This window comes from Oxynema mangrovii CENA135, from assembly GCF_016632315.1.
GTDB classification, from domain to species: Bacteria; Cyanobacteriota; Cyanobacteriia; order Cyanobacteriales; family Laspinemataceae; genus Oxynema; species Oxynema aestuarii.
In genome coordinates this window covers 373369-394659 of sequence record NZ_JAEOXH010000002.1, presented here as the reverse complement: position 1 = coordinate 394659, position 21291 = coordinate 373369, and the positions used below count along the sequence as shown (strand labels likewise).

The 21291-nt window shown below is 51.1% G+C and carries 25 protein-coding genes; 10 read left to right on the top strand and 15 right to left on the bottom strand.

The features are described 5' to 3' along the window. Positions 1 to 69: 69 nt before the first annotated feature. The gene (locus JJD41_RS15565) at positions 70 to 957 is read right to left on the bottom strand and encodes an alpha/beta hydrolase (RefSeq protein ID WP_200668069.1); all 888 of its coding nucleotides are present in this window, start codon (positions 955 to 957) and stop codon (positions 70 to 72) included. Between the two features lie 68 nt (positions 958 to 1025). Here JJD41_RS15565 and JJD41_RS15560 point away from each other — a divergent pair, with 68 nt between their 5' ends. Further along, on the top strand, positions 1026 to 1214 hold the full coding sequence (locus JJD41_RS15560; protein WP_200668067.1) for a hypothetical protein: 189 nt from the start codon (positions 1026 to 1028) through the stop codon (positions 1212 to 1214). 16 nt (positions 1215 to 1230) lie between these two features. Here the strand turns inward: JJD41_RS15560 and JJD41_RS15555 are convergent, their stop codons facing one another. Continuing rightward, complete coding sequence (locus JJD41_RS15555; RefSeq protein ID WP_200668065.1) at positions 1231 to 1686, bottom strand: helix-turn-helix domain-containing protein; 456 nt, start codon at positions 1684 to 1686, stop codon at positions 1231 to 1233. A 560-nt stretch (positions 1687 to 2246) separates the two neighbouring features. Here JJD41_RS15555 and JJD41_RS15545 point away from each other — a divergent pair. After that, positions 2247 to 2411 (top strand): ribbon-helix-helix protein, CopG family, encoded by a 165-nt coding sequence (locus tag JJD41_RS15545; protein ID WP_200668061.1) that lies wholly within the window; start codon positions 2247 to 2249, stop codon positions 2409 to 2411. A gap of 227 nt (positions 2412 to 2638) precedes the next feature. Continuing rightward, on the top strand, positions 2639 to 3391 hold the full coding sequence (locus tag JJD41_RS15540) for a hypothetical protein (RefSeq protein WP_200668059.1): 753 nt from the start codon (positions 2639 to 2641) through the stop codon (positions 3389 to 3391). 95 nt (positions 3392 to 3486) lie between these two features. Here the strand turns inward: JJD41_RS15540 and JJD41_RS15535 are convergent, their stop codons facing one another. Further along, complete coding sequence (locus JJD41_RS15535; protein ID WP_200668057.1) at positions 3487 to 3966, bottom strand: helix-turn-helix domain-containing protein; 480 nt, start codon at positions 3964 to 3966, stop codon at positions 3487 to 3489. A gap of 74 nt (positions 3967 to 4040) precedes the next feature. Between JJD41_RS15535 and JJD41_RS15530 the strand changes: the two genes are divergently transcribed. Next, the gene (locus tag JJD41_RS15530; protein WP_200668055.1) at positions 4041 to 5606 is read left to right on the top strand and encodes a GH3 auxin-responsive promoter family protein; all 1566 of its coding nucleotides are present in this window, start codon (positions 4041 to 4043) and stop codon (positions 5604 to 5606) included. Positions 5607 to 5818: 212 nt separating this feature from the next. Here JJD41_RS15530 and JJD41_RS15525 read toward each other — a convergent pair whose 3' ends face one another. Next, on the bottom strand, positions 5819 to 5962 hold the full coding sequence (locus tag JJD41_RS15525) for a hypothetical protein (protein WP_200668053.1): 144 nt from the start codon (positions 5960 to 5962) through the stop codon (positions 5819 to 5821). 47 nt (positions 5963 to 6009) lie between these two features. Next, the gene (locus tag JJD41_RS15520) at positions 6010 to 6306 is read right to left on the bottom strand and encodes a hypothetical protein (protein WP_200668051.1); all 297 of its coding nucleotides are present in this window, start codon (positions 6304 to 6306) and stop codon (positions 6010 to 6012) included. Between the two features lie 51 nt (positions 6307 to 6357). On the opposite strand from JJD41_RS15520, the gene JJD41_RS15515 reads away from it, so the two are divergent. Further along, a complete protein-coding gene (locus JJD41_RS15515) occupies positions 6358 to 6822 on the top strand; it encodes a pentapeptide repeat-containing protein (RefSeq protein ID WP_200668049.1) in 465 nt (154 codons plus the stop codon). Positions 6823 to 6876: 54 nt separating this feature from the next. Here JJD41_RS15515 and JJD41_RS15510 read toward each other — a convergent pair whose 3' ends face one another. Further along, positions 6877 to 7761 carry a DUF5895 domain-containing protein gene (locus JJD41_RS15510; RefSeq protein WP_200668047.1) on the bottom strand — a complete coding sequence of 295 codons (885 nt, stop codon included), beginning with the start codon at positions 7759 to 7761 and terminating at the stop codon, positions 6877 to 6879. A gap of 271 nt (positions 7762 to 8032) precedes the next feature. Here JJD41_RS15510 and JJD41_RS15505 point away from each other — a divergent pair, with 271 nt between their 5' ends. Continuing rightward, positions 8033 to 8932 carry a WD40 repeat domain-containing protein gene (locus JJD41_RS15505; protein ID WP_200668045.1) on the top strand — a complete coding sequence of 300 codons (900 nt, stop codon included), beginning with the start codon at positions 8033 to 8035 and terminating at the stop codon, positions 8930 to 8932. An 83-nt stretch (positions 8933 to 9015) separates the two neighbouring features. Here the strand turns inward: JJD41_RS15505 and JJD41_RS15500 are convergent, their stop codons facing one another. The 4 genes from JJD41_RS15500 to JJD41_RS15485 all read right to left on the bottom strand — a co-directional run bounded on the left by JJD41_RS15500 (position 9016) and on the right by JJD41_RS15485 (position 13581). Beyond that, positions 9016 to 10305: a phospholipase D-like domain-containing protein gene (locus JJD41_RS15500; protein ID WP_200668043.1), complete on the bottom strand. Its 1290-nt coding sequence runs from the start codon at positions 10303 to 10305 to the stop codon at positions 9016 to 9018. Positions 10306 to 10435: 130 nt separating this feature from the next. Then, the gene (locus JJD41_RS15495; RefSeq protein WP_200668041.1) at positions 10436 to 12199 is read right to left on the bottom strand and encodes an NAD+ synthase; all 1764 of its coding nucleotides are present in this window, start codon (positions 12197 to 12199) and stop codon (positions 10436 to 10438) included. Between the two features lie 81 nt (positions 12200 to 12280). Further along, positions 12281 to 13021 carry an NUDIX hydrolase gene (locus JJD41_RS15490; RefSeq protein ID WP_168571483.1) on the bottom strand — a complete coding sequence of 247 codons (741 nt, stop codon included), beginning with the start codon at positions 13019 to 13021 and terminating at the stop codon, positions 12281 to 12283. Further along, positions 13003 to 13581 (bottom strand): nicotinate-nucleotide adenylyltransferase, encoded by a 579-nt coding sequence (locus tag JJD41_RS15485; RefSeq protein ID WP_200668039.1) that lies wholly within the window; start codon positions 13579 to 13581, stop codon positions 13003 to 13005. Before JJD41_RS15485 ends, JJD41_RS15490 begins: the two co-directional genes overlap by 19 nt. Here JJD41_RS15485 and JJD41_RS25400 point away from each other — a divergent pair. Continuing rightward, positions 13580 to 13711: a hypothetical protein gene (locus JJD41_RS25400; RefSeq protein WP_255547339.1), complete on the top strand. Its 132-nt coding sequence runs from the start codon at positions 13580 to 13582 to the stop codon at positions 13709 to 13711. The genes JJD41_RS15485 and JJD41_RS25400 overlap by 2 nt on opposite strands. Positions 13712 to 13721: 10 nt before the next feature. Here JJD41_RS25400 and JJD41_RS15480 read toward each other — a convergent pair whose 3' ends face one another. Then, entirely contained in the window at positions 13722 to 15080 is a 1359-nt protein-coding gene (locus tag JJD41_RS15480) for a nicotinate phosphoribosyltransferase (RefSeq protein WP_370583897.1), read from the bottom strand. A gap of 548 nt (positions 15081 to 15628) precedes the next feature. Here JJD41_RS15480 and JJD41_RS15475 point away from each other — a divergent pair. Beyond that, positions 15629 to 15778 carry an isochorismate synthase gene (locus JJD41_RS15475; protein ID WP_168571486.1) on the top strand — a complete coding sequence of 50 codons (150 nt, stop codon included), beginning with the start codon at positions 15629 to 15631 and terminating at the stop codon, positions 15776 to 15778. A 569-nt stretch (positions 15779 to 16347) separates the two neighbouring features. Here JJD41_RS15475 and JJD41_RS15465 read toward each other — a convergent pair. After that, a complete protein-coding gene (locus JJD41_RS15465) occupies positions 16348 to 17034 on the bottom strand; it encodes a diacylglycerol/polyprenol kinase family protein (protein ID WP_200668035.1) in 687 nt (228 codons plus the stop codon). A gap of 115 nt (positions 17035 to 17149) precedes the next feature. On the opposite strand from JJD41_RS15465, the gene yidD reads away from it, so the two are divergent. Then, positions 17150 to 17395 carry a membrane protein insertion efficiency factor YidD gene (yidD, locus tag JJD41_RS15460; RefSeq protein ID WP_200668032.1) on the top strand — a complete coding sequence of 82 codons (246 nt, stop codon included), beginning with the start codon at positions 17150 to 17152 and terminating at the stop codon, positions 17393 to 17395. On the opposite strand, the gene JJD41_RS15455 is transcribed toward yidD, so the two are convergent. From JJD41_RS15455 to JJD41_RS15445, 3 genes are all read right to left on the bottom strand, one after another. Continuing rightward, positions 17392 to 17592, bottom strand: a complete 201-nt coding sequence (locus JJD41_RS15455) for a hypothetical protein (RefSeq protein WP_200668030.1) — start codon at positions 17590 to 17592, stop codon at positions 17392 to 17394. The two genes, yidD and JJD41_RS15455, sit on opposite strands and share 4 nt — an antisense overlap. Before the next feature lie 521 nt (positions 17593 to 18113). Next, the gene (locus JJD41_RS15450; RefSeq protein ID WP_200668028.1) at positions 18114 to 18554 is read right to left on the bottom strand and encodes a hypothetical protein; all 441 of its coding nucleotides are present in this window, start codon (positions 18552 to 18554) and stop codon (positions 18114 to 18116) included. A 352-nt stretch (positions 18555 to 18906) separates the two neighbouring features. Next, positions 18907 to 19596, bottom strand: a complete 690-nt coding sequence (locus JJD41_RS15445; RefSeq protein ID WP_200668026.1) for a class I SAM-dependent methyltransferase — start codon at positions 19594 to 19596, stop codon at positions 18907 to 18909. Positions 19597 to 19899: 303 nt separating this feature from the next. On the opposite strand from JJD41_RS15445, the gene miaB reads away from it, so the two are divergent. Next, complete coding sequence (gene miaB, locus JJD41_RS15440) at positions 19900 to 21264, top strand: tRNA (N6-isopentenyl adenosine(37)-C2)-methylthiotransferase MiaB (RefSeq protein ID WP_200668024.1); 1365 nt, start codon at positions 19900 to 19902, stop codon at positions 21262 to 21264. The last annotated feature ends 27 nt before the right edge of the window (positions 21265 to 21291 follow it).

Genomic DNA, 21291 nt, shown 5'->3' with positions numbered 1-21291 from the left:
GACCGTTCCCCGCACCCTCGTCCCCGGTTTACCTGAATTCGGAAGTAGATACACCCCAATAATTAGTATTTAGTGAGATTTCTCGTAGAAAGCTTTTAACATTTCGGGAAACCGTCGCGACCACGACGCCTCGCAATGTTCTCCCTCTGGATCTTCTCTCACGAATAAGTCGCGATCGCGACGATAGCCGTATTTATACTGTAATAACTCGGCCATTTCTCGCCCGCGCTTGGTCGTCTGCCGTTCGATGGCGCTGTTGTGGTCCGTGCCGTCTCGTACTAAGCCCCAATCCAGCCACAGACGGGGACGACGGGCGCGATCGTCCAACGCCGATCCGGTCAGTTTGAGTAGGGGCGATCGCGACAGGGAGGTAAACAGGTCTTCGTCGCGCTCCAAACCGACGAAAAATGAAGGCGACATCGCCGCCCCATTGCCGAAGCGATCGCCGTAGCGACAGGCGATGTAAAAGGCGGCCAGTCCGGCCCGTCCCGCCCCCACCACGGTCGTTTGTGAGTTTTCCGGTCGGGTGCGGTAGTGGCGATCGACAAATCCTTTGACGGAATTGACTAAATAGGGTGCGTAGGTTTCCAACCCGGAGGGTTCGAGACTGGGGGTGAGATCTGGTGTATATTCGCGATCGCGGTCGAGCGGATGGACGGCGACGACGAGCAGTTTGGGAATCGCACCGCGATCGTACAATTCCCCCAACCGTTCGGCGACTTGCCAGGACTGACGCGCCAATCCGGCCCGGAAAAAGGCGGTATGACCGTCATTCATGTAAACCACCGGATAGCGATCTTCGCTGGTTTCGTAGTTTCGGGGTAAGAAAATATGGATTTTGCGCGGGCGATCGCTGCCGTCGATGCCGCTAAACTGGTCGTAAGTATGAAAGATTCCGGCAGGATGTCCTTCGTCGTGAAACCAGGCGACTTGCCCCCCTTTTGTAAACTCAGACATGGCGATCGTCAACTTCCTCTATTCGCTAGATGGGAATGGTAATGGGTTGCCCATCAAAGGTCAAAATTATGGCAGTCCAGGTATTTTATCGTCCTTTTCGATCGCGCCCTTCTCCTTTTTTTGGCGAGTTCGATCGCGGCGATCGCCGTAGTTCGTTGAATCTAGCCTCCGAGGTCATCTTCCCCACCAGGGAACGCCCGATCGCTTCACTTCATCACAGGCGAGCCGACCGCCATCTGACTGACGGTTTATTTTAATAAGATAACGCGGCAATCATTTTTTTTTTCGGCTAGATTTAGAACTTTTTAATTTGGCTTTAAATTTATAGCGGACGGCGCGATAGACGACGTGATAATCGACTTGGACGCCGCATTCTTCTTTGAGCCAGGTTTGAATCTCTCCATAGTTTTTGAACGCTTCCGGTTCTTGCAGCTTGAGGCGCAATTTATCTAAAGCCTCTTGGGGAATTGTAATCGGTCTGCCTGCAGGTTCGTAGAGCTTGAGCAACCCGTCTAACCCTTCTTGTTTGTATTTTTGAAACCAACGATAAATCGTCGAAGTATCTCTGACTAGGAGTTTCGAGAGTTCTTCTAATGTGGTGACTTGATTGGATTTAAGTAAATATAAAGCATGGACTCTTTCTTTACGTTGGGCGTTGGTTTGTTGTTTGAGCAGGGCCTTGAGTTCTTCGGCACTTTCTTGGATATCTAAATTTAGGGTCTTTGCCATTTGATTGAATTATGCGAGGGTCATAAAGAAAAAATTAACTGATGCAACTATAACACAAAATTTATCGGCGTTTTTTCCGATCGCCTCCCTGCGATCGCCGCCGTTGCAAGGGGTCGATCGCCGCTCGTATTTCAGCGGGGGCGATCCTTGCGAAATCCTTGTCTCGTCAGGAGTTGAAGCGGCGATCGCGCCGAAGGGTTACCGGGTAGCAATCGGGGAGTACGATCGCCATCTCGCGATCGTCCCTGGGGAACAAACGAGCTAGCTTTTGTGGATCCCATTCCCGTTAGCTCCCCACAATTCAAGGCTGGGGTCGATAGTCTTTTGACCCGCCAAGGACTCGTCAATCGAGTTGAAAAACTTTACAAAAATAAAAGTTAATTGACATTAATTTTACATTTTGAAATAAAACCGGGAAGCCTACAAATACAATTGAACTCGCCCAGGGTTCGATGGGGTTGAGAGCGATCGCCGCCGTAGGATGGCGCATCGAGGCGGCGGGCTATTGCGGCTCGTGGAAGCCCTCGTCATAATAGAGTTGTACTACTTTTGGAAGTATCATGTCTAATAAAAAAAGATTATCGGATAAAGTTTTAACCATTCGCCTCCCTGCAGTCGAACTCGAACGCTTGGAAAGCTACTGCGATCTCAACAAACGGACGAAAACCGATGTCATTCGCGAACTGATCCGCAAAATTCGGGTTCCTTCCCCCTCGGAAAGTTAGGCGGCGATTCCAAGAATCGGAACTCGGATCGACTTCGTAAAAACTCGGCGGGGGAACGGAACCGAAAATCACGAGTCCAATCGTTAATTTTGACAAATTTTGAATTGAATCTCGCGAGCTTTATTTTACTCTTTTAGAAGGGTAGGGAGATCGTAAAGCCCATCCTTTTTTCATATATCTGCCATGTTTTTTGAAGTAGAGAGCGCCTCAATCCGCTCTCATTAAATATGAATAAACTTACCGATCGCGTCATTTTTAAATCCGACTTTTGCGAGGCACAATGTCGGCAAATGTACGAACTTTATCAAAAATACTACGGCGGGACGAATTGGTCTCTATTTCGGGAAGATCTAACGCGCAAACACTGCGCCATTCTTTTATTAGATCGTTCCCAAGTCTTGCGAGGATTTACCACCCTAGAAATTATTGATTTCGAGTGGGAAAATCAACCGAGACGCGCTTTGTTCTCCGGAGATACAATTATCGATCGCCCCTACTGGGGAGAGCAAACCTTACCCCTGGCGTGGTGTCGCTTGGCAGGTCAAATTAAAGCCGAATTGCCTCACTTACCGCTTTATTGGTTTTTAATCGTCAAAGGATATCGAACCTATCGCTATTTACCCGTATTTGCCAAATCTTTTTATCCCACCTGGAGATATCCCACCCCCGATTCGATTCGCGCCTTAATGGATTATTTGGCCACCTTAAAATTTGGCGACAACTATCGCCCGGAAACCGGGTTAGTTCAATTTCCCGAATCTCGGGGACATTTAAGCGAAACTTGGGCGGAGATTAAGCCGGGATATCGGCAAAAACCAGACGTTCGTTACTTTTTAGAACGCAATCCAAATTACGATCGCGGCGACGAGTTAGTGTGTTTGATGGAACTGACCGAAGAGAATATGCGATCGCACGCGAAACGCGGATTTGTTGAAGGAATCCAATCGGCAGATCCGCGCTTAAAAACGTCGGCTTCTTAAACGGGCGATCGCCCGCAATTCCTCCTATTTTTAGCTCGAATAAATCCTTCAAACGAGGGAGGGCGTCTGGAGAACGCGATCGTTTTTGAGGGGCTTTATTCCCGCTTTTGGACGTCTCGATCGCGCTTGCGGCGCCTTTTACGAGCAGTTTTTAGTTTCACTTTTAATTTGTAGCGAACGGCTTCGTGAACGACTTTATAAGACGCATCGATATCGAATTTTTCTTTCAGCCAGGTTTTGACTTCGCCGTAACTTTCAAATCCATCCGGTTCTTGGAGGCGATCGCGCAAACAATCCATCACTTCCGAGGGAATTGCAGGTTTGCGACCTTGACCTTTTTTAACTTCTAACATCCCGTCTAAACCCTTGGCTTTATATTTTTGAAACCAGCGATAAAGAGTTGCCGTATCTCGACCTAATAAAATAGCTAATTCTTTGAGGGTTTTAACTTGTCCGATTTTCAGTAAATATAAGGCTTGGATCCGTTCTCGACCGCGCGCCGTGCTTTGTTTGGCGAGTAAATTTTTCAGTTCTTCCCCACTTTCGTGAATCTTAAGTTTAAGAACTCCTGCCATAAGATTGAATTTTGAGAGAACAAAACTCTGTTATAGTTGCAAAGATTAAGTGAAGTTGTATCAATTTTAACGAGGTGGAAAACTGGCAATTTATTCGAGAAGCTTGCGATCCGTTTTGGGTCGATTTCTCGAACGCAACCGATCGCGCGATCGCCGTACAACGATCGCGCCTCCACGACCTTCTCACCCGCAACCAAACCACCGAAATCGGGCGGCGGTACGGCTTCGGGGCGATCGCCGACGACCGGGACTATCGCGATCGCGTCCCGATTCACACCTACGAAGACCTCGCCGAGGCGATCGCCCGGATGGCGGCGGGGGAAACCGGGGTTTTGTCCGCCGAGGGGGCGATCGCCGTTGAAGTGACCGGGGGGAGTACGTCCGGGAGTAAGCTGATTCCCTACACCCGAGGGAGTTTGGCGGCGTTTCAGAGGGCGCTGTTTCCTTGGTTGGCCAATTTGCTCGCACATCGCCCGGGAATCGCCTGCGGTCCCACCTATTGGGCAATTTCGCCGATCGCCCGCGTCCAACCCCCGACCGTGGGCGCGGTGGCGCTTCCCACGGGCAACGACGCCCTCTATTTTGGCGATCGCCTCGCCCCTCACATCGGGCAGTTGCTGGCCGTTCCGCCGCAAATTGCCGCGATCGCCGCGATCGATCGCTGGCGCTATCTCACGGCGTTATACTTGTTGGCGTCGCCCCAATTGGCCTTAATTTCCGTGTGGAGTCCCACTTTCCTGCTGGAATTGCTCGCGGAAATTGAGGGGAACGGCGATCGCCTGGTGCGCGAGTTGGCGCGGGGAACCACTGTTCCCGGGTTGCCGCCCCTACCGCCGAACCCGGAGCGCGCTCACTTAGTGTCACGATCGCTCGCGTCCGAGGCGATCGATACCCGCCAGTTGTGGCCGCAGTTGGATACGATTAGCTGTTGGACCGATGCCAGTGCCGCCGCTTTTGTGAGTGCTTTGCAAGGGGCTTTTCCTCACGTGTGGATCCAGGGAAAAGGGTTACTGGCAACCGAGGCGGCAGTGACGATCCCGATCGCCGGGTGTCCGTCGCCCGTATTGGCCGTCCAGAGCGGCTTTTACGAGTTTATCGGCGAGGACGGGCGATCGCGCCTCGTCCACGAGGTCGAAAGCGGCGGGGTCTATCGAGTCGTCGTGACGACCGATGGCGGTTTGTATCGCTACGACTTGGGCGATCGGGTGCGAGTGACGGGATGGTACGGACAAGCGCCCCAACTGGAGTTTATCGGACGGGCGGGACTCGTCAGCGACTTGTGTGGGGAAAAGTTGACGGAAGCCTTTGTCTGGGCGCAACTGCAGCCCCTCCATCCTGGCGGTTTCGCCATGCTGGCTCCGTCCTTGCGCGATCGCCCTCATTATATTCTGTTTCTGGACGAGGCGGCGGGCGATCGGGCCGCAGACCTCGCCCGGGACTTAGACCGGGCCTTACAAACCAATCCCCAATATCGTTACGCCCGCCAACTGGGCCAACTCGCGCCCCCGGTCGCCCGTTGCGTCTCCCGCCCGATGGAGAAGTATATCGAATATGCTTTAGAACGCGGTCAACGACTCGGCGATATTAAACCCCCCGTTCTGCGTCCCGAAACCGATTGGGGCGATCGCTTTCAGATTTAACCGCGATCGATTGTTTTTGGATCGAGGTGTCAGTTGTGATGTTTGCAAACCTCTCCAAGCTGTCATTCCCGCAAACATTCTAAACTGTTTGACATACTCCACGGGAATCACGGGAGGTGGATTTTCGACGGATCGCTACTTTGGATTTCTGATTCAACGAGTTCGCTTCAAGTAAATCGGTTGAATCGATCGAACACTCTCGAACTTCTCATTCATAGCTCGTAATGGGTCGTAAATCGTTCGCCGTTTTCTGTTTCTAAAGTTATCAACTTCGCATCGGCATCAATTTCGCTGTAGCAATCGTTAAAAGGAATTTTGCGGCGATCGCCAGCATGATTTTGCGTCAGTTCGTTCAATAAAATTGAAACTCATTCATGGAGATCGACGCCCAAAATCGGCTTTTTCATTTGACAATTCTCAGTTTTCCAGACTTGGAATAGAGCATCGTTCCCGTGCTTAACGTCGCGCGATCGGCGATTTTTTCCGCCAAACCGGGAATCTCTTGTACTGCTTTGGTTCCCCGTTCTTGTATCGAGAAATGGTCTGCTGGACGGCGATCTCTTTCACGAACTCCATTCAGCGCGCCAAAACCGCCAGGAATCCCCTGAAACCGCTTATTTTCCTGGGGTTGACTCCCTGTAGAAATCGCGATCGCCTCTAAAATAGAGAGATCGCAACAATGGCTACTGTAACATCGCACCAATCGGAGTATGCTGGCGATCGAGTGCTATCCACATCAAGGAGAACACCGATGGAAGTACGAGATTTATTAGAACGTTACGCTTCCGGAGAACGGGACTTTAAAGAAATTACCCTCTCCCAATCCAACTTAGAAAACATCGATCTTCGTAAAGCCAATCTCACCGGAGCCAATTTAGCCGGAGCCAATCTCAAAGCGGCTAACTTATCTTACTGTTCCTTATCGGAAGCCAACCTCTCAGGCGCCAATTTAGAAGGAGCCATCTTATTAGAAGCTACCTTAAACGGAGCCAATCTCAACGGCGCTAATTTAAAAGCAACGAACCTCAATGGAGCCAATTTATTTGAAGCGAATCTCGCCGAAGCCGATTTGAGCGAATCCAACTTAAAAATGGCCGATCTCAAAATGGCCGATTTAAGTGGAGCAACTTTGGAAAAAGCCGATATTTGGGGAGCGTACTTCACAGGCGCGCGTCTGGATGGCGCCGTTTTGCCTGAAGTGATGGAGCCTTCTTAACTGATAAATTAAGCGCCTTTTCAGGCGCTCGATCGAGGTTGTCAAGTTCAACAACTAATAAGGGGGTTCCGCATAGTCGAATTCATCTTCGTAGACGTAGGCGTTGCCGTAATCGGGGGTTGTTTCTTTGGGGGGTTCTTCCATTTTCGGGATATCTTGTCCGAAGTTTTGATATTCCTCGAAGGCATTACAGAGAATTTCGGACTCTTTAGAGTTCGACGGGATTAAATAATCGATCAAATTGGAGGTGGTGGGATGTTCGTAATCCGTTGTGGTGGCGACTAAGGCGGTATTTTCTCCCATGCCTTTTTCCACCGCTTCGATGAACGGACAGTAAATCCCGTGGGCGTGGAATAGGGGATTTTTGGCGACGTAAGGTTGGTTGCGGAAACTGGCGTAGGCTTTTTCGAGCTCGACGGTAAATCCACTCGGGGTTTCGCCGGAACGCACCAGGCGATAACAACTGCCAAAACTGGCCCCGGCGGCGCCACTGACACTCAGACGCAAGGGATGCGGGTGCAGGAATTTTTTATCTTCCCCGACGAGAAAGACCAGGTGACGGGTGAAGGTTTTGAATTTGACTTTGTTCGCCATGAACATATCGTAATAGTCCCCGAGTCGTCCGACGAGTTCCCCGGTTTCGCGATATTTGATGCACACTGGACCGCGCCGGACGATGACGACTTTAGGGGTGGTGGTGAGGTAGAGGTCTTTGATTTCGCCGTCGCCGAATTCGTATTCGACATGCTGCCAATTGTCATCGGGGGTAAATCCGGCGTTGGTGGCGTTTTCGGCGGAGATGGCGAAGCCGAAGGGGGTCATGCCGTTGTCAGTGTAGCGGGGATTGACGATTTGACACCACGGCATAATCTCGGAGGGAGGCGCCTGGAATTTCTCGTCGTCAAAGTCAAAAGCGGCGGTGTTGCTCGTTTTAGGCATAGTTGTGGATATGGAGGAAATGTACAAAAGCGGGGAACGGCTGACGGGGGTGCAGTTACAGCCTAAAGTTTATAAGTTTGTGGGGGTGTCACTGGAGGCTTAAAATAGTCAGTGGTTGGTAGCAGGAGGGGCGTTAAGGGGTTCATGGCGACTGGCTTGGATGAGGGGACTCAGGCTGTTTAGTGTAACAGGTCTAGCTTAGATCGATGTCAATGGCTGTTGTTTTGAGTTTGGAAATTGTCGAACGATCGCGCGATCGCCAGTATTTATAATGAAAGTATCGCACAAGTGGCAAAAAGAACGGATACTTACCGCACATTCATCCCCGGTAGTGACCGTGGCGTTTTCGCCGGACGGACGGCAGTTAGCGAGTGGTTCGGTGGATACGACGGTGCAACTGTGGGACGTGGCGACGGGGAAAGAAGGCAAAATCTTGGTCGGTCACGAGGATTTTGTCAATGCGGTGGTGTTTTTACCGGATGGAAACACGGTGGCGACGGCGAGTTTAGACGGGACGATGAAGTTATGGGATGTGGCGACGGGAGAGGAACAAAAAAGCTGGTTGGCGCATCCAAAACCGATCGAGGCGATCGCCATTTCCCCGGACGGTCGCACCCTGGCCAGCGTAAGCTGGGATAAGACGGTCAAATTGTGGAATTTGGCAACGGGAGAAGCGAGGCGCACGCTTACCGGACATTCTAAACCGATCGTGGCGGTGGCGATCGCCCCAGATGGCGAAACAGTTGCCAGTGGGAGTTGGGATTGTAGCGTCAAATTGTGGAATGTAGACACGGGTCAGTTGCGCCAGACGGCGATCGTGAATTCCCGCGCCGTGGAGACGGTGGCTTTTTCTCCGGACGGCGAAACCCTTGCCAGTGGAGACCTCGACGGTCGCGCCATCCTCTGGAATGTCGCTACAGGGGAAAAGCTGCACGAGTGGACGGAACACGCGGACTCGATTTCTGAGGTGGCGTTCTCCCCGGACGGTGAAGTTCTGGCCACGGCGAGCACTGACGGTACGATTAAGTTATGGGCGATCGCCTCTGGAAAGTCAATCGCTACCTTGCGCGGTCATTCCAGTTATGTTTTAGCCGTCGCTTTCTCCCCGGACGGCACCATTTTAGCCACCGGAAGTCAAGATAAGTCGGCCATTTTGTGGCGAGTTTCGTAAATAGATTTCCAATAGGGTCGAACATTTCCAGGTTCTTACATAGTGATGTTTAGAATTCCCGTCTCTTGAGAGTGGGGAGTACGTCAAAGTTCCCATTGAATGAAACTGACCAAACGACCCATCAAACGCTGTTCGAGCGATCGCGCCTTCCAGTCGGAGAAACTGACAGTTTGCGATCGCGCGAAGCCTTCCTCAAAAGCTTTTTGGACGTAACCAACTAAAGTGCGATCGCCACTGGAAAAATCGAGTTCGTCGTTGTGAAAAAAACTGCGCGGGTCGAAATTCGCACTCCCCGTACTCACCCAACAATCATCGATTAATAATAACTTCGCGTGCAGCATACTCGGCTGGTGTTGGTGAATCTTAATCCCAGCTTTGAGTAATTTGCCATACGTCTCGTAAGAAGCATAATAAACAAACTGTTTGTCGCAACGCTGGCTGGTGGTTAAAATTTGTACGTCAATCCCTCTGTTCCTGGCAGCGACGAGCATTTTACGAGAGTTCGGATCGGGTAAAAAGTAAGGACTCGCCAACCAGATGCGCTTTCTGGCGGCAATAATTGCCGTTTGAAATAAAGCTCTAATTCCCGACGATCGATAGCTGGGATTGGCTCCCGGCGTGACGATAAATTGTGGATTGTTCTCGCTATCTTCATGGGGAATAAACATTGCTTTAGACAGATTCCCTCGACCGCCGCAGTAGGTCCAATGTTGAAGAAACATCCCTTCTAAAACTGAAACGATCGCCCCTTCCAAGCGGAATTCGCAATCGAACCACGGTTGAGTATCGCCAATTTTTGGCCAGCCATCCCAACGATCGGAAATTCCCGCACCTCCCACTAACCCTAATTCACCATCGACAACTAATAATTTACGGTGGCTGCGTCCGGCATAATTGGCAGGCGCTTTCCAATTAAAAGCGTTGAAAATGCGGATTTTTACCCCTGCATTTTGCAAGCGCTGCCAGTAACTTTTCGGCAGTTGACTGGTTCCGTAATCGTCTACAATTAACTTGACTTCAACTCCGGCGATCGCGCGGTCGGCGATCGCGTCGGCGAAGTCATTGGCGCGCCGTCCGGGAGTCATGAAAAAGGTTTCAAAATGGATCGTGCGACGTGCTTTTTGAATTGCTTCGAGACGCGCGCGTTGAATCCGATCGGGGTCGTTCCAAAAGTCCGTACAATAACCGGAAGTCACGACCGAATTAGATAAACTGGCGATCGCCAACGGGAAATATTCGGCTTCGGGATTGGGGAGATGTTCGATTTTATATTCGACGCGATCGCGAAAAGTTCCGCGAATATAAAGCACAAAAAAGATGAGAGCGAAAATGCCGATCGCACTCCCTCCCATCCACCAAATTAGATCGTTCATGAATTTGTCCGGTTTCGGCAGTTGTTAGCTCTTGGAGCCAACACATTTAAAACCGCTAAACGCGAGCGATTTTCGCAAAATAGATGCATTGAAACAACTGCATTGTACCCGATCGCCCGCGAGAACCGATTTAAGGGGTTGCGTGCAAGGTCACCGGACTTTTATGCTCTTGGGGATTTTTGACGATGTGGCGCAAACGTGCGGCGATCGGCATTCGCCACCCGGTCCCGAAGGCGCGATCGGTCACTTTCAATCCCGGTGGTGCTTGTCGCCGCTTGAATTCGGCGCGGGTCAGCAGTTGCACCACCCGTTCGACGGTGGCGGGGTCGTGTCCGGCGGCGACGATCTCGACCGGGGATTCGTGATTCTCGATCGCGCGGTAGAGGATATCGTCGAGAATCTCGTAAGGCGGTAAAGAATCTTCGTCTTTTTGATCCGGTTTGAGTTCCGCACTCGGAGGTTTAATTAATACATTCCCGGGAATAATTTCGCCTCGACCCGCTTGTTTCTCTCGCTCGTTGAGCCATTTACAAATCGCATAAACTCGCGTTTTCGGAACGTCAGAAATCACGGCCAAACCGCCATTCATATCGCCGTAAAGGGTACAATACCCCACGGCCATTTCCGATTTATTCCCCGTAGACAATAACAAATGACCGAATTTATTGGCGATCGCCATTAATAAATTACCGCGAATGCGAGACTGTAAGTTTTCCTCGGTCACATCCGGACTCATTCCGGCGAATAATTCACTCAAACTGCGATCGTAAGTTTCCATCATCTCGGCGATCGGCAGTTGGTGAGTTTGAATGCCCAAATTCTTTGCTAAATCTACGGCGTCGGCGATCGAATGCGGCGAACTATGCGGCGACGGCATCAAAATTCCCAAGACATTCTCGGCCCCTAAAGCTGCAGTGGCGATCGCCGCAACCAGAGACGAATCGATCCCGCCACTTAAACCGATAACCACCTTACCAAAACCGCATTTCCGGGCGTAATCCCGGACGCCTAAAACTAATGCCGACCAAATCGCCTCATTTTTACTTTTTAGCGGTTCGATCGCCGTATGTAACCCGTTGGAAGGGGCGATCGCTTCGAGATCTTTGTTCGTTTCGTTAAAATCTAGAGCGACGCAATCTTTAGCAAATGCTTTGGCGCGACACAGCAACTCGCCAGATCGAGAAAAGGCCACACTCGACCCGTCAAAAATTAAATCGTCATTGCCGCCAATTTGATTGGCATAAATAATCGGAATTTGATACCTTAAAGCGCTATGACGCAACATCGCCTCGCGCAATTGTTGTTTGCCAACCGTATAAGGAGAAGCGGATAAATTGACAATTAAATCGACCTTCACTTGCGCCAGATCGGCGATCGGATTGCACGAATACGATCGCTTGCCCCAAAATTCCTCATCGTTCCACAAATCCTCGCAAATCGTCACGCCAATTTTGATCGAGGAACTGTCCAGAGTAAAAAAGTTACTGTTTGAAGCGGGTTCAAAATAACGGTGTTCGTCGAAAACGTCGTAAGTCGGGAGCAATCGCTTGTGAAAAAACTGGCAAACTTGGCGATTGTCGAGTAAGGCGATGCTATTAAATAACGGTTTACCCCCATCGACCGCATTACCGGGATTGGGATCGACCGTTCCGACCAATACCGCAATATGTGGGGGTAACTGGCGCGCCAGTTCGTGCAGTTGGTCGGACATCGCCTCGATGAAACTCGGACGCAGAAGTAAATCGCGCGGCGGATAGCCACACAGGGACAGTTCCGGGGTCAGTAAGAGGCGCACCCCCGCGTCCGCCGCCTTGTAGGCGCAATTGAGGATACGTTGGGCGTTTCCGGTCAAGTCGCCGATGGTGGGATTGAGTTGGGCGATCGCGATCTTCATTGTTAGAGTAAAAGGGAAGAGGGTAAGAGGGAGAAAGGCAAAAAGACTTCTGACTTGTTCTGTGAATCTAAACTCTAAACTCTAAATAAACACCAACGGTTTATCTTTTAACGGGGCGAAAGCTTCGGCATCGAAACGGTACAAGGTGGCGGGACGTCCGGCACCGCGCGAGACTTTTAAACCCGTATCCGCGAGAAAACCGAGTTTGAGAATCCGGGCGCGAAAATTGGAATAGTCCGCAAAGTTTTCTCCCAAAACCGTCGTGTAAAGTTGGTAAAGATCGCTCAAAGAAAACAGTTCGGGCAGCACTTCAAAGGCGATCGGACTGTATTCGAGCTTATTTCTCAAGCGACGATGACCGTATTGGAGGATCTTATTATGGTCGAAGGCCAGTTGCGGGACTTCTTCTAAGGGATACCAGGCAATCCCGCGCACGCCACTCCCGACGAGTTCCGCTTCTTCAAAGCGGACTAAGGCGAAGTAACTGACCGATAAATAGCGCACGCCGTAACTGTCGGGGGACTCGCGGGGGTCGCGTCCGAGGTCGCCGAAGGTATACAATTGTTCGAGATAGAGATTGTTGACCCGAATTTTCTCGGCGAGAATGCGATAGGCGGCGTCTTCGAGGGATTCGCTATGGCGCACCAAGGTTCCGGGTAAACTCCACTGACCGAGAAAGGGTTCGTGTTGGCGCATGACCAACAGCACCAGCAGGCGGTTTTGGGCGGTATCCACGGAGAAGATTGCGTTATCGACGCCAACTTTAAAATCGGGTGGCCCGGCGGTTTCGACGATCGTTTTTTTTAGCTCGCGTCCTGACATGCGTATAATTTTTCTCGATGGATGTATGCCTCGATCGCGGCAGTCAGCGCTTCACTTTGCTGTCGTTCTCGATAGGCGGTGGAGGAAACTGCGGGGGCGCCTAAATCCGCCACGCTGACGCTGGCGCCGAGGTCGCGCAACTGTTGCAATCCGGCGGGATCGATCGCATATCCGGGTCGGGGAACGACGAGTAAATCGACTTGCTGTAGCAAGGCTTCGACGCGATACCATTGGGGCAGTTGGGCGATCAGGTCGGAACCGATACTGAGGAAGAGTTGGGCGTCGGGCCATTTTTGGCGGGCGACTTTGACGGTTTCGAGGGTTCGACCGTGGCTCAGTTCCATATCGAGGGCGATGTTATGGCGCGGCGACGCGATTTCCTGAATGGTCAAGCGTAACATGGTTGCCCGATGTTCGAGGGGAGTTTGGTGGGATTTAAAGGGGTTGTCGGAGGCCCACACGGCTACCCAGTCGAACTGTTCCGACAGCCAAGCGAGTATTTTTTGATGTCCGGTGGTCGGCGGATCGGCGCTGGTTCCAAATAAGGCAATTTTAGTCATGGGCGTAGGGTGTCGAGGGGTGAAATCATTGAGTTGGGGAACGATCGACGATCGCTTGAGGGGGGTCTGCTGGCGCGATCGCCGCGAGTTTCGGGGGGAGTTGGGTCAGCAAATTGACCGAACCAATTGACCCTGAAGATTTAGCTAGACAATTGATGTTTTGTGGTTTCCGTCAGCGCTTGCAATTCGGCTGAAATCTCCACGGACGGGGCGATCGCTCCTTCGATGCGGCGTACTTCTTCCGAGAGCGATTCTACGGAAGTGCGCGTGCGTTCGGCGATCGCTTCGAGCATTTCTGGCGGCTGCACCCGTTTTCCTTGTTTTAACACTCGTTGTAAAAGCGCTACTTCTCCCGCTTCCGCACTTTCGTGAGCCAAGGCGAGGCGATCGCGCAGTCCCTTTTCCCCGTCAACGCGCCGGAAAATCTGCTTGCGTCCGGGATAAGTCACCTTAGAACTCGACTCTTTCATCACCGCCATCCCGTCGATTTCGACTAACTTATAAACCCCGTTAAAGGTTTCTCCAGTCACCAAGCGTGTTCCCAATCCATAGCCGTCGATTTCGGCGCCTTCCCGTTTGAGGCGGGCAATTTCCCATTCGTCGAGGTCGCCACTGGCAAAAATGGGTACTTCCGGCAGTAGCGATCGCACTTGTTGCGACAGACTCACTAAATCCCCGGAATCGAGGCGCACTCCGCCCACTTCAAACTCGCCCACTTGCAGGCGATCGGCCAAATAGCGCGCCGCCTCTACCGTATCGTAAGTATCGATCAATACTGCCGCCCCGGGAAAATAATGCAAGAATGCTCTAAATGCCTGCATTTCGCTGCCTTCCGTCGCCGTGAGCGCCATCACCAGGGAATGGGCCATCGTTCCCGAAGGTTTGCGACCGAGTTTGAGCGCCGCCAGCACGTTCGAGGTCGAGTCCAATCCCGCCGCTAAAGACGCCCGGGCCGCCCATAGGGCAGCTTGGGGACTGAAGGCGCGCCGGGTGCCAAATTCGAGCAAAATGGCCTCGGGTCCGGCGACATCGCGCAGGCGCGCCGATCGCGTGGCGATCAGGGTTTGATAGTTAATGGTATTGAGCAAGTAAGTTTCGACCAGTTGGGCCTGCCACAAAGGCGCCTCGACGCGCAAAAGCGGTTCGTTGGCAAATACGGCGGTTCCTTCGGGGACGGCCCACAGATCTCCGGTAAAACGGGCGGTTTCTAACAGCGTCCAGAATTTTTCCGGCGCTTTGGCGAAAATGCCCGTCGCTTTCAAACTCTCGATCTGGGCCGGGGTAAAACGCAATTGTTGCAGGTATTCGATCGCCTGCTGCAAGCCCATCGCGATCGCATATCCGAAGCGGTCGGGCAGCGATCGCGCGAACAGCTCGAAACTCGCCCCACGGTTGTCGAGGCCCTCGCCGCAATAACAGGCGACCATCGTTAGCTCGTACAAATCGGTCAGCAAGCTGTAATCTTCGCCTTTGAGTGTCAGTTCTAGCTCGTGGCCCATCCCGAGGGAAGGAACAGGCTGAACATTGTCCGATTGACTTCCACTGGCCATTGACCCGCTTCCTCGCGTCTTTCTTTTTAATTATAGTGGTATTTACTAAAAATAATCGACCCTACCCGGTCAAATTTTCGCAATTTTTTCCAAAAAACTGCACGAATCGTTCGTTAAAGTCCCGAATCCGGCAATTTTCTACCTTCTGGCAGACGGCAATTATAGTAAATCTCATTAAAATCATTAAAATTTGGAGCGACAGACGGCGCCGGGGTTGCCCGGATCGCCCAACCCGGGGCATCACGGCGATCTTCTCCGCGCGGGCAGGTTGTTGACCCCAACTTGGGCAAAAAATAGTAGCGATCTCCAGGGGCTTCTCTCCTCCGCCCCGCGATCGTTTCTAACTAAAATATTGCAGTTTGATAAGTTCCAATAATAAATATTGCAAACCCATTTTTAAAAGGAGGCTTTAAGCTTATCCTGAAAAGTAAGAAAGGTGATGGTATTTCCCATCGAAGCTTTCCAGTTCCCATTGCTTTCACTTTGAGGATCTTACCATGAATGTCTCTAAAGCTTTTTCAGAATTTCTGCAACATGTTTCCGAAGCCGTCGCCCGCTTGTTCAGTCCCAGTGACGATCGCTATCCGATGGTTGGAGTGCAACCCTTTGAAGGCGAACCCTACAAACAAGGCCGTTGGGCGGATTGAGATTGCCAATCTATTGAATGCTAAAATCTCCACCCACTCTAGACCCCATTTCTGGTTCCGAATGGGGTCTTTTATATCGGTAGCGATCGCCCGAGTGTTCGCAAAAAGCACTTAAAAAAAGGAAATAATAAGTGTTACGGATTCCCTAGGTCGATCGCTTCGGCGAGGAGAAGATCGATCCGTTACCTTTTGGGGTCGAAATCAAGTTATCAATCTCGAAAAGATAACATTTTGTAAACTAACGATCGCCCAAGCTTCGAGACCCACAGACCCTAGAGATCCCTGGTTCTCTCCCTCATTCTTATGATAGATGACGCGATCGGCGATCGCCCGTTAAGATAAAGACAGATGTAATATCATTTGGAGGCAGGTATTTTATGAACCTCTCCGAGTTGCTTTCCAAATTTATGCAGTCCGTTTCCGAAGCTGCCGCCCGAATCTTCAGACCCAGCGACGATTCTTATCCTGAAAGCGGCGTCCAACCGTTTGAAGGCGAACCCTACCACGGCGACGGTGAGGAAAGGTAGTATAAAACGGTGGGCGATCGCCCCCATTGGTTCGGTTTGCGATCAAAACCATTGAGATAAGAAAAACGCCAATCCCGCACTCGCGAGAGGAACGGTGAGGTTATCAATTCCCAGTTTTGAAAAAGCTTCGAGAACCGTTGCCAACACGGCGATCGCCAAACTCACCGCCCAGACTTCCCAGCTATTACCGCGCACGTCAATTAATATTAAAATACTGACAAAATAGGCACCCATCGCCATCGTTAAAGAGCCTTCCACGCTCTTTTTTTCGCCCCAAAAGCGATAGGGATGTTTGCCGAAATGTTGGCCGATTAACGCGGCTAACCCGTCGCCATACGCCATCACCAGAATTCCGATCGCCGCATATTCGGGATGACCCACGGGCCAAAACCAAGCGACGAGAACGCCGATACTGACCGCATAAAAAAAGGTGCCGAGGCTTTTACGTCCGATACTGTTAATTCCCGGTAAAAACTCGAAGTGGTAGGACAATAAGGCGACAGTGGCGGCGACGGCGGACGCCCCAATCGCCACCCAGGCGGGGATTTCCAGCCACCAGGCGAATAAAATCACATTTCCCGTACCGATATGCACGATTTTGCGGACGACTTCCGAGGAAATGTGGGTGTATTGGTAAATTCCTTCGGCGGCGAGGATGATTCCAGCTAACCACAGGGAGACGACCGCCAGTTGTAGGGAAAGGGTACCGATCGATTCAATTTCAAACACGGATGTTTAGGGATAAAATTCGTTCCCTACACTTTAGGCGATCGCCGGGTCGCCTCTCGCTAAAACTTGGAGAAAAATGAGAGAATAGAGGGAAAAATTGCAGACGGTGGCGATCGTGAAGTGGATTTTGACCGGATTAATTCGGGGTTACCGATGGTTGATTTCGCCCCTATTTCCCCCTTCGTGTCGATTTGAGCCGACCTGTTCTCAATATGCTCTAGAAGCAGTGGAACGGTTCGGACCGTGGCGGGGAGGTTGGATGGCGATCGCCCGAATTTTGCGCTGTCATCCCTTCCATCCCGGGGGATACGATCCGGTTCCCCCCTTGGAAAAAGGGCGATCGCCCGACGGTAACGGTTAGGCTTTGAGTTGGAGTCTACCGCGTTTGGTGCTGTGAAGGACGCGGTTGATGATGTCTTGATGGTCTTCGGCGATCGTGTCGGCTAAAAGAGCTTCTCGCAAGCGCAGGCGATCGCGTCGAGTGAGTTGACCGGAGAGAAAGATTTCCCCGAACAGTTCTTCCATCGTTTCTTGGCGGCGATTCCCTAAGTGTTGCATGGGTTGAAAATTCGATCGACGTCACGGTGTGCCTCATTGTGGCCGCTCGGGATATCGATCGGGGGCGATCGCCACCCCCCCTCTACCGAGATCTCGGTCACAAGTAAGAGCGATCGCGATCGCTGACAAGTTATAGGTTATTTCCATGAGGCGATCGATCCGTTGCTCGGGCGGGGCGATCGGCTCGACTTATGTCTCTGATTGGAATAAATTATCGCACGAATGGTGAGCCATGAAGCAAGCGAGGAGTAGCAATCTGTCGTCGAACATCTCTTGAGTATCGAACTCCTTTGGAAGTCTTTTGCGATCGCCGATCGCAGGAGGTTGCATTTTAGACTTAAAAGAGCAAAATTTTGCAACTGCAAGCAAGGTACCCATCAAAAATCTCATCAAAAATTAGGCGAACCATCGTTCGCCATAATTTTTGTCGATTTTATCGATTTTATCGATTTTAAAAAATTAGAAGAGTTGGGTCTCAATAGAATTGAGCGGGCTATTTTCCTCAAGATGGGCGATCGCCTTTAGTCGATCGCATCTTCGGCATCTTCTAAGGCGCGTTTGGTCGTTTTCAAATCTTTTTTAGCTTTGTTTTCTGCCGCATCTACCGTATCTTCTAGGGCGCGCTTGCTCTTTTTCAGGTCTCGATTTGCTTTCGCTTTAACCGTATCGGCGACATCTTCAGCTTGGCGCGCACTTCCTTGTAAGACATCCTCCGTTTCTTCTTGAACTTCTTCCAATCCAGCTTTAACATTTTTGCCCATCTTTTCGGCAGCTTCTTCCGCAGAATCGCCTAACTCTTCTTGAGTCGCCGATAAATCTTCAACCGCGCGGCGTCCGGCTTCGGCGGGGTTACCCGTGCGATTGTCTAAGTTTTGTTCCGCCCGTTCTTGCAGGGTTTGTACCTTAGCATCGGTGGAATTCATGCCCCCCATGGTGCCACTACTGCACGCAGTCGTTACCACTAAGAAGATCCCGGCTAGTCCGATTGCCAAAATATTCTTTAAATTATGCTTAAAATCGATAGTTGCGAACCAGTTCGTTAACTTTTTCATAAATTTTTCCTTGTCGTCCAACAGCAAGAGTGAAAAAACTGAAACTGGACGAATGATAAATTCATCCAGTTTCCGAAAGCCATCGAATTTTTTGATTCAATCTGGCCGTAAGAATTACGGAAGTCCAGATCTTTTCGATATGTCCCTCGCTATCAATTAGCTTAGGCGTGGGAGGGCGATCGCCACCTCTATCTCAAGTCTTATATTTCTATCGGTAGAAATCTTTCATTCGGACGATTGACCGTTCTCCTCTGATGAGAAATTACGATCGACTGCGTCCGGGTTTGACCCCCGTTACCCCCACGCGGGCATCGCCCCAGCGATGAACTTCCACTCGTTCAAAACCTGCTTTTTTGGCATAGGTATAAAGTTCGTCCCCGGTCGAACACATACTCAAATGGGCGGGACGGCGGTCGATGGGATAAGAAAAGCCCTCCATAAACATTTCCCAGCCGCGTTTTGAGGTGATATCGAGATTGTCAAAAAAGCAACGTCCGCCGGGTTTGAGAACGCGAAAGGCTTCGAGAACGTAACGATAGCGATCCCATTCGTACAAGTGCATGAAAACCACCGTACAGTAAACCATATCGATAGAAGCATCGGGGATTTCACCCAACCCAACCGTACTTAATTCAATCAGTTCGATGTTGTCCAATCCCGCCAAACGTTCGGCAGCATAACGCAACATTTTCCCGGAAATATCGGTGCCGATCCATTTGGCACATTTCGGGCTTAAAAACTTACCAACTCTGCCAATTCCGCAGCCAATTTCCAAACAGATATCGGTGGGACGAATCCCGACCAAGCGTTCGAGTCGATTGACGGTATTAAGTCCGGTTCGATCTAATTCGGCTTCGTCGGTATGTCCGGCTACATATAATTTAGCGTTATCACTCGACCCGGCTAAATTATCCCAGGTTTCTTTATATTGGGAACGATTTTCGATATGCACGGCAGCTCTATTGTGGTACGGCGATCGATGTCAAGCTCAAATGATAGACGATCGCCCGGTACCACAACCAACGACGATTTCGGCAACGGCGATCGCAGGTTTTGACGGAGCAATTGAACCACAGGCTCTATAATGGAGGATGCGTTTGAGTCTGTGCGGAGATCTGACGCCGATGCTAAGGGAAAGGAGCGATCGCGTTAGGGTCAATGCCACAGCCGAGCTGTCCGCGTCGATCCCGATGAAGGCAACGGCAGCAGATCGCGACTCAATCTTCGACTGTTTAGTGACAAACCATCGATAACTATGTCGTCTTCTCCTCGCCGATATCATATTACAACCTTCGGCTGTCAGATGAACAAAGCCGACTCGGAGCGCATGGCTGGTATTCTCGATAACATGGGCTTCGAGTGGGTGGAAGACCCGTTAGCGGCGGATCTAGTCGTGTACAACACCTGCACGATTCGCGACAATGCAGAACAAAAAGTTTATTCTTATCTGGGTCGACAAGCCAAACGCAAACAAGAGAAACCGGATTTAACCTTAGTGGTCGCCGGATGCGTGGCGCAACAAGAAGGGGAAGCGCTAATGCGGCGGGTTCCGGAACTGGATTTGGTGATGGGGCCGCAACATGCGAACCGCCTGCAAGATTTGCTCGACGACGTGTTTGCGGGCAATCAGGTGGTTGCCACGGAACCGATTCATATTATCGAAGATATCACCAAACCGCGCCGGGATAGTCGGGTGACGGCTTGGGTGAACGTGATTTACGGTTGTAACGAACGCTGTAGCTACTGCGTGGTTCCCAACGTGCGCGGAATCGAGCAATCGCGGACGCCGGAGGCGATTCGGGCGGAAATGGAGGAACTGGGACGTCAGGGTTACAAGGAAGTGACCTTACTCGGACAGAATATCGACGCTTACGGGCGCGATTTACCGGGGACGAAAGAGGACGGACGGCATTTGTATAATTTTACCGATCTGCTCTATTTCGTTCACGACGTTCCGGGGATCGAACGGATTCGCTTCGCGACGAGTCACCCGCGTTATTTTACGGAAAGATTGATTCGCGCTTGTCGGGATTTGCCGAAGGTTTGCGAACATTTTCACATTCCGTTTCAGTCGGGGGATAATGACGTTCTCAAGGCGATGTCCCGGGGATATACGCAAGAGAAATATCGCCGAATTATCGATAAAATTCGCGAATTGATGCCGGATGCGGCGATTAGTGCGGATGCGATCGTCGGGTTTCCTGGAGAAACGGAACAACAGTTTGAAAATACGCTCAAATTGGTTGACGATCTTGGCTTCGATCAGTTGAATACGGCGGCGTATTCGCCGCGTCCCGGGACTCCGGCGGCGCTGTGGGAAAACCAGCTTTCGGAAGCGGTGAAAAGCGATCGCCTCCAACGGTTGAATCATTTGGTGGGGGTTCGCGCCGCCGAGCGATCGCAGCGTTATGCGGGACGGATTGAAGAGGTTTTAGTCGAGGATCTCAATCCCAAAGATCCGACGCAAGTGATGGGTCGGACGCGATCGAATCGTTTGACCTTTTTCACGGGAGATATCGATCGCCTCAAAGGGCAATTAGTGAAGGTAAAAATTACCGAAGTTCGCGCCTTTAGTTTGACGGGAGAACCGTTAGAAGTCGCGCAATTGGTAACTGCATAATTGCGCGATGTTGTCAAGGTCGCGATC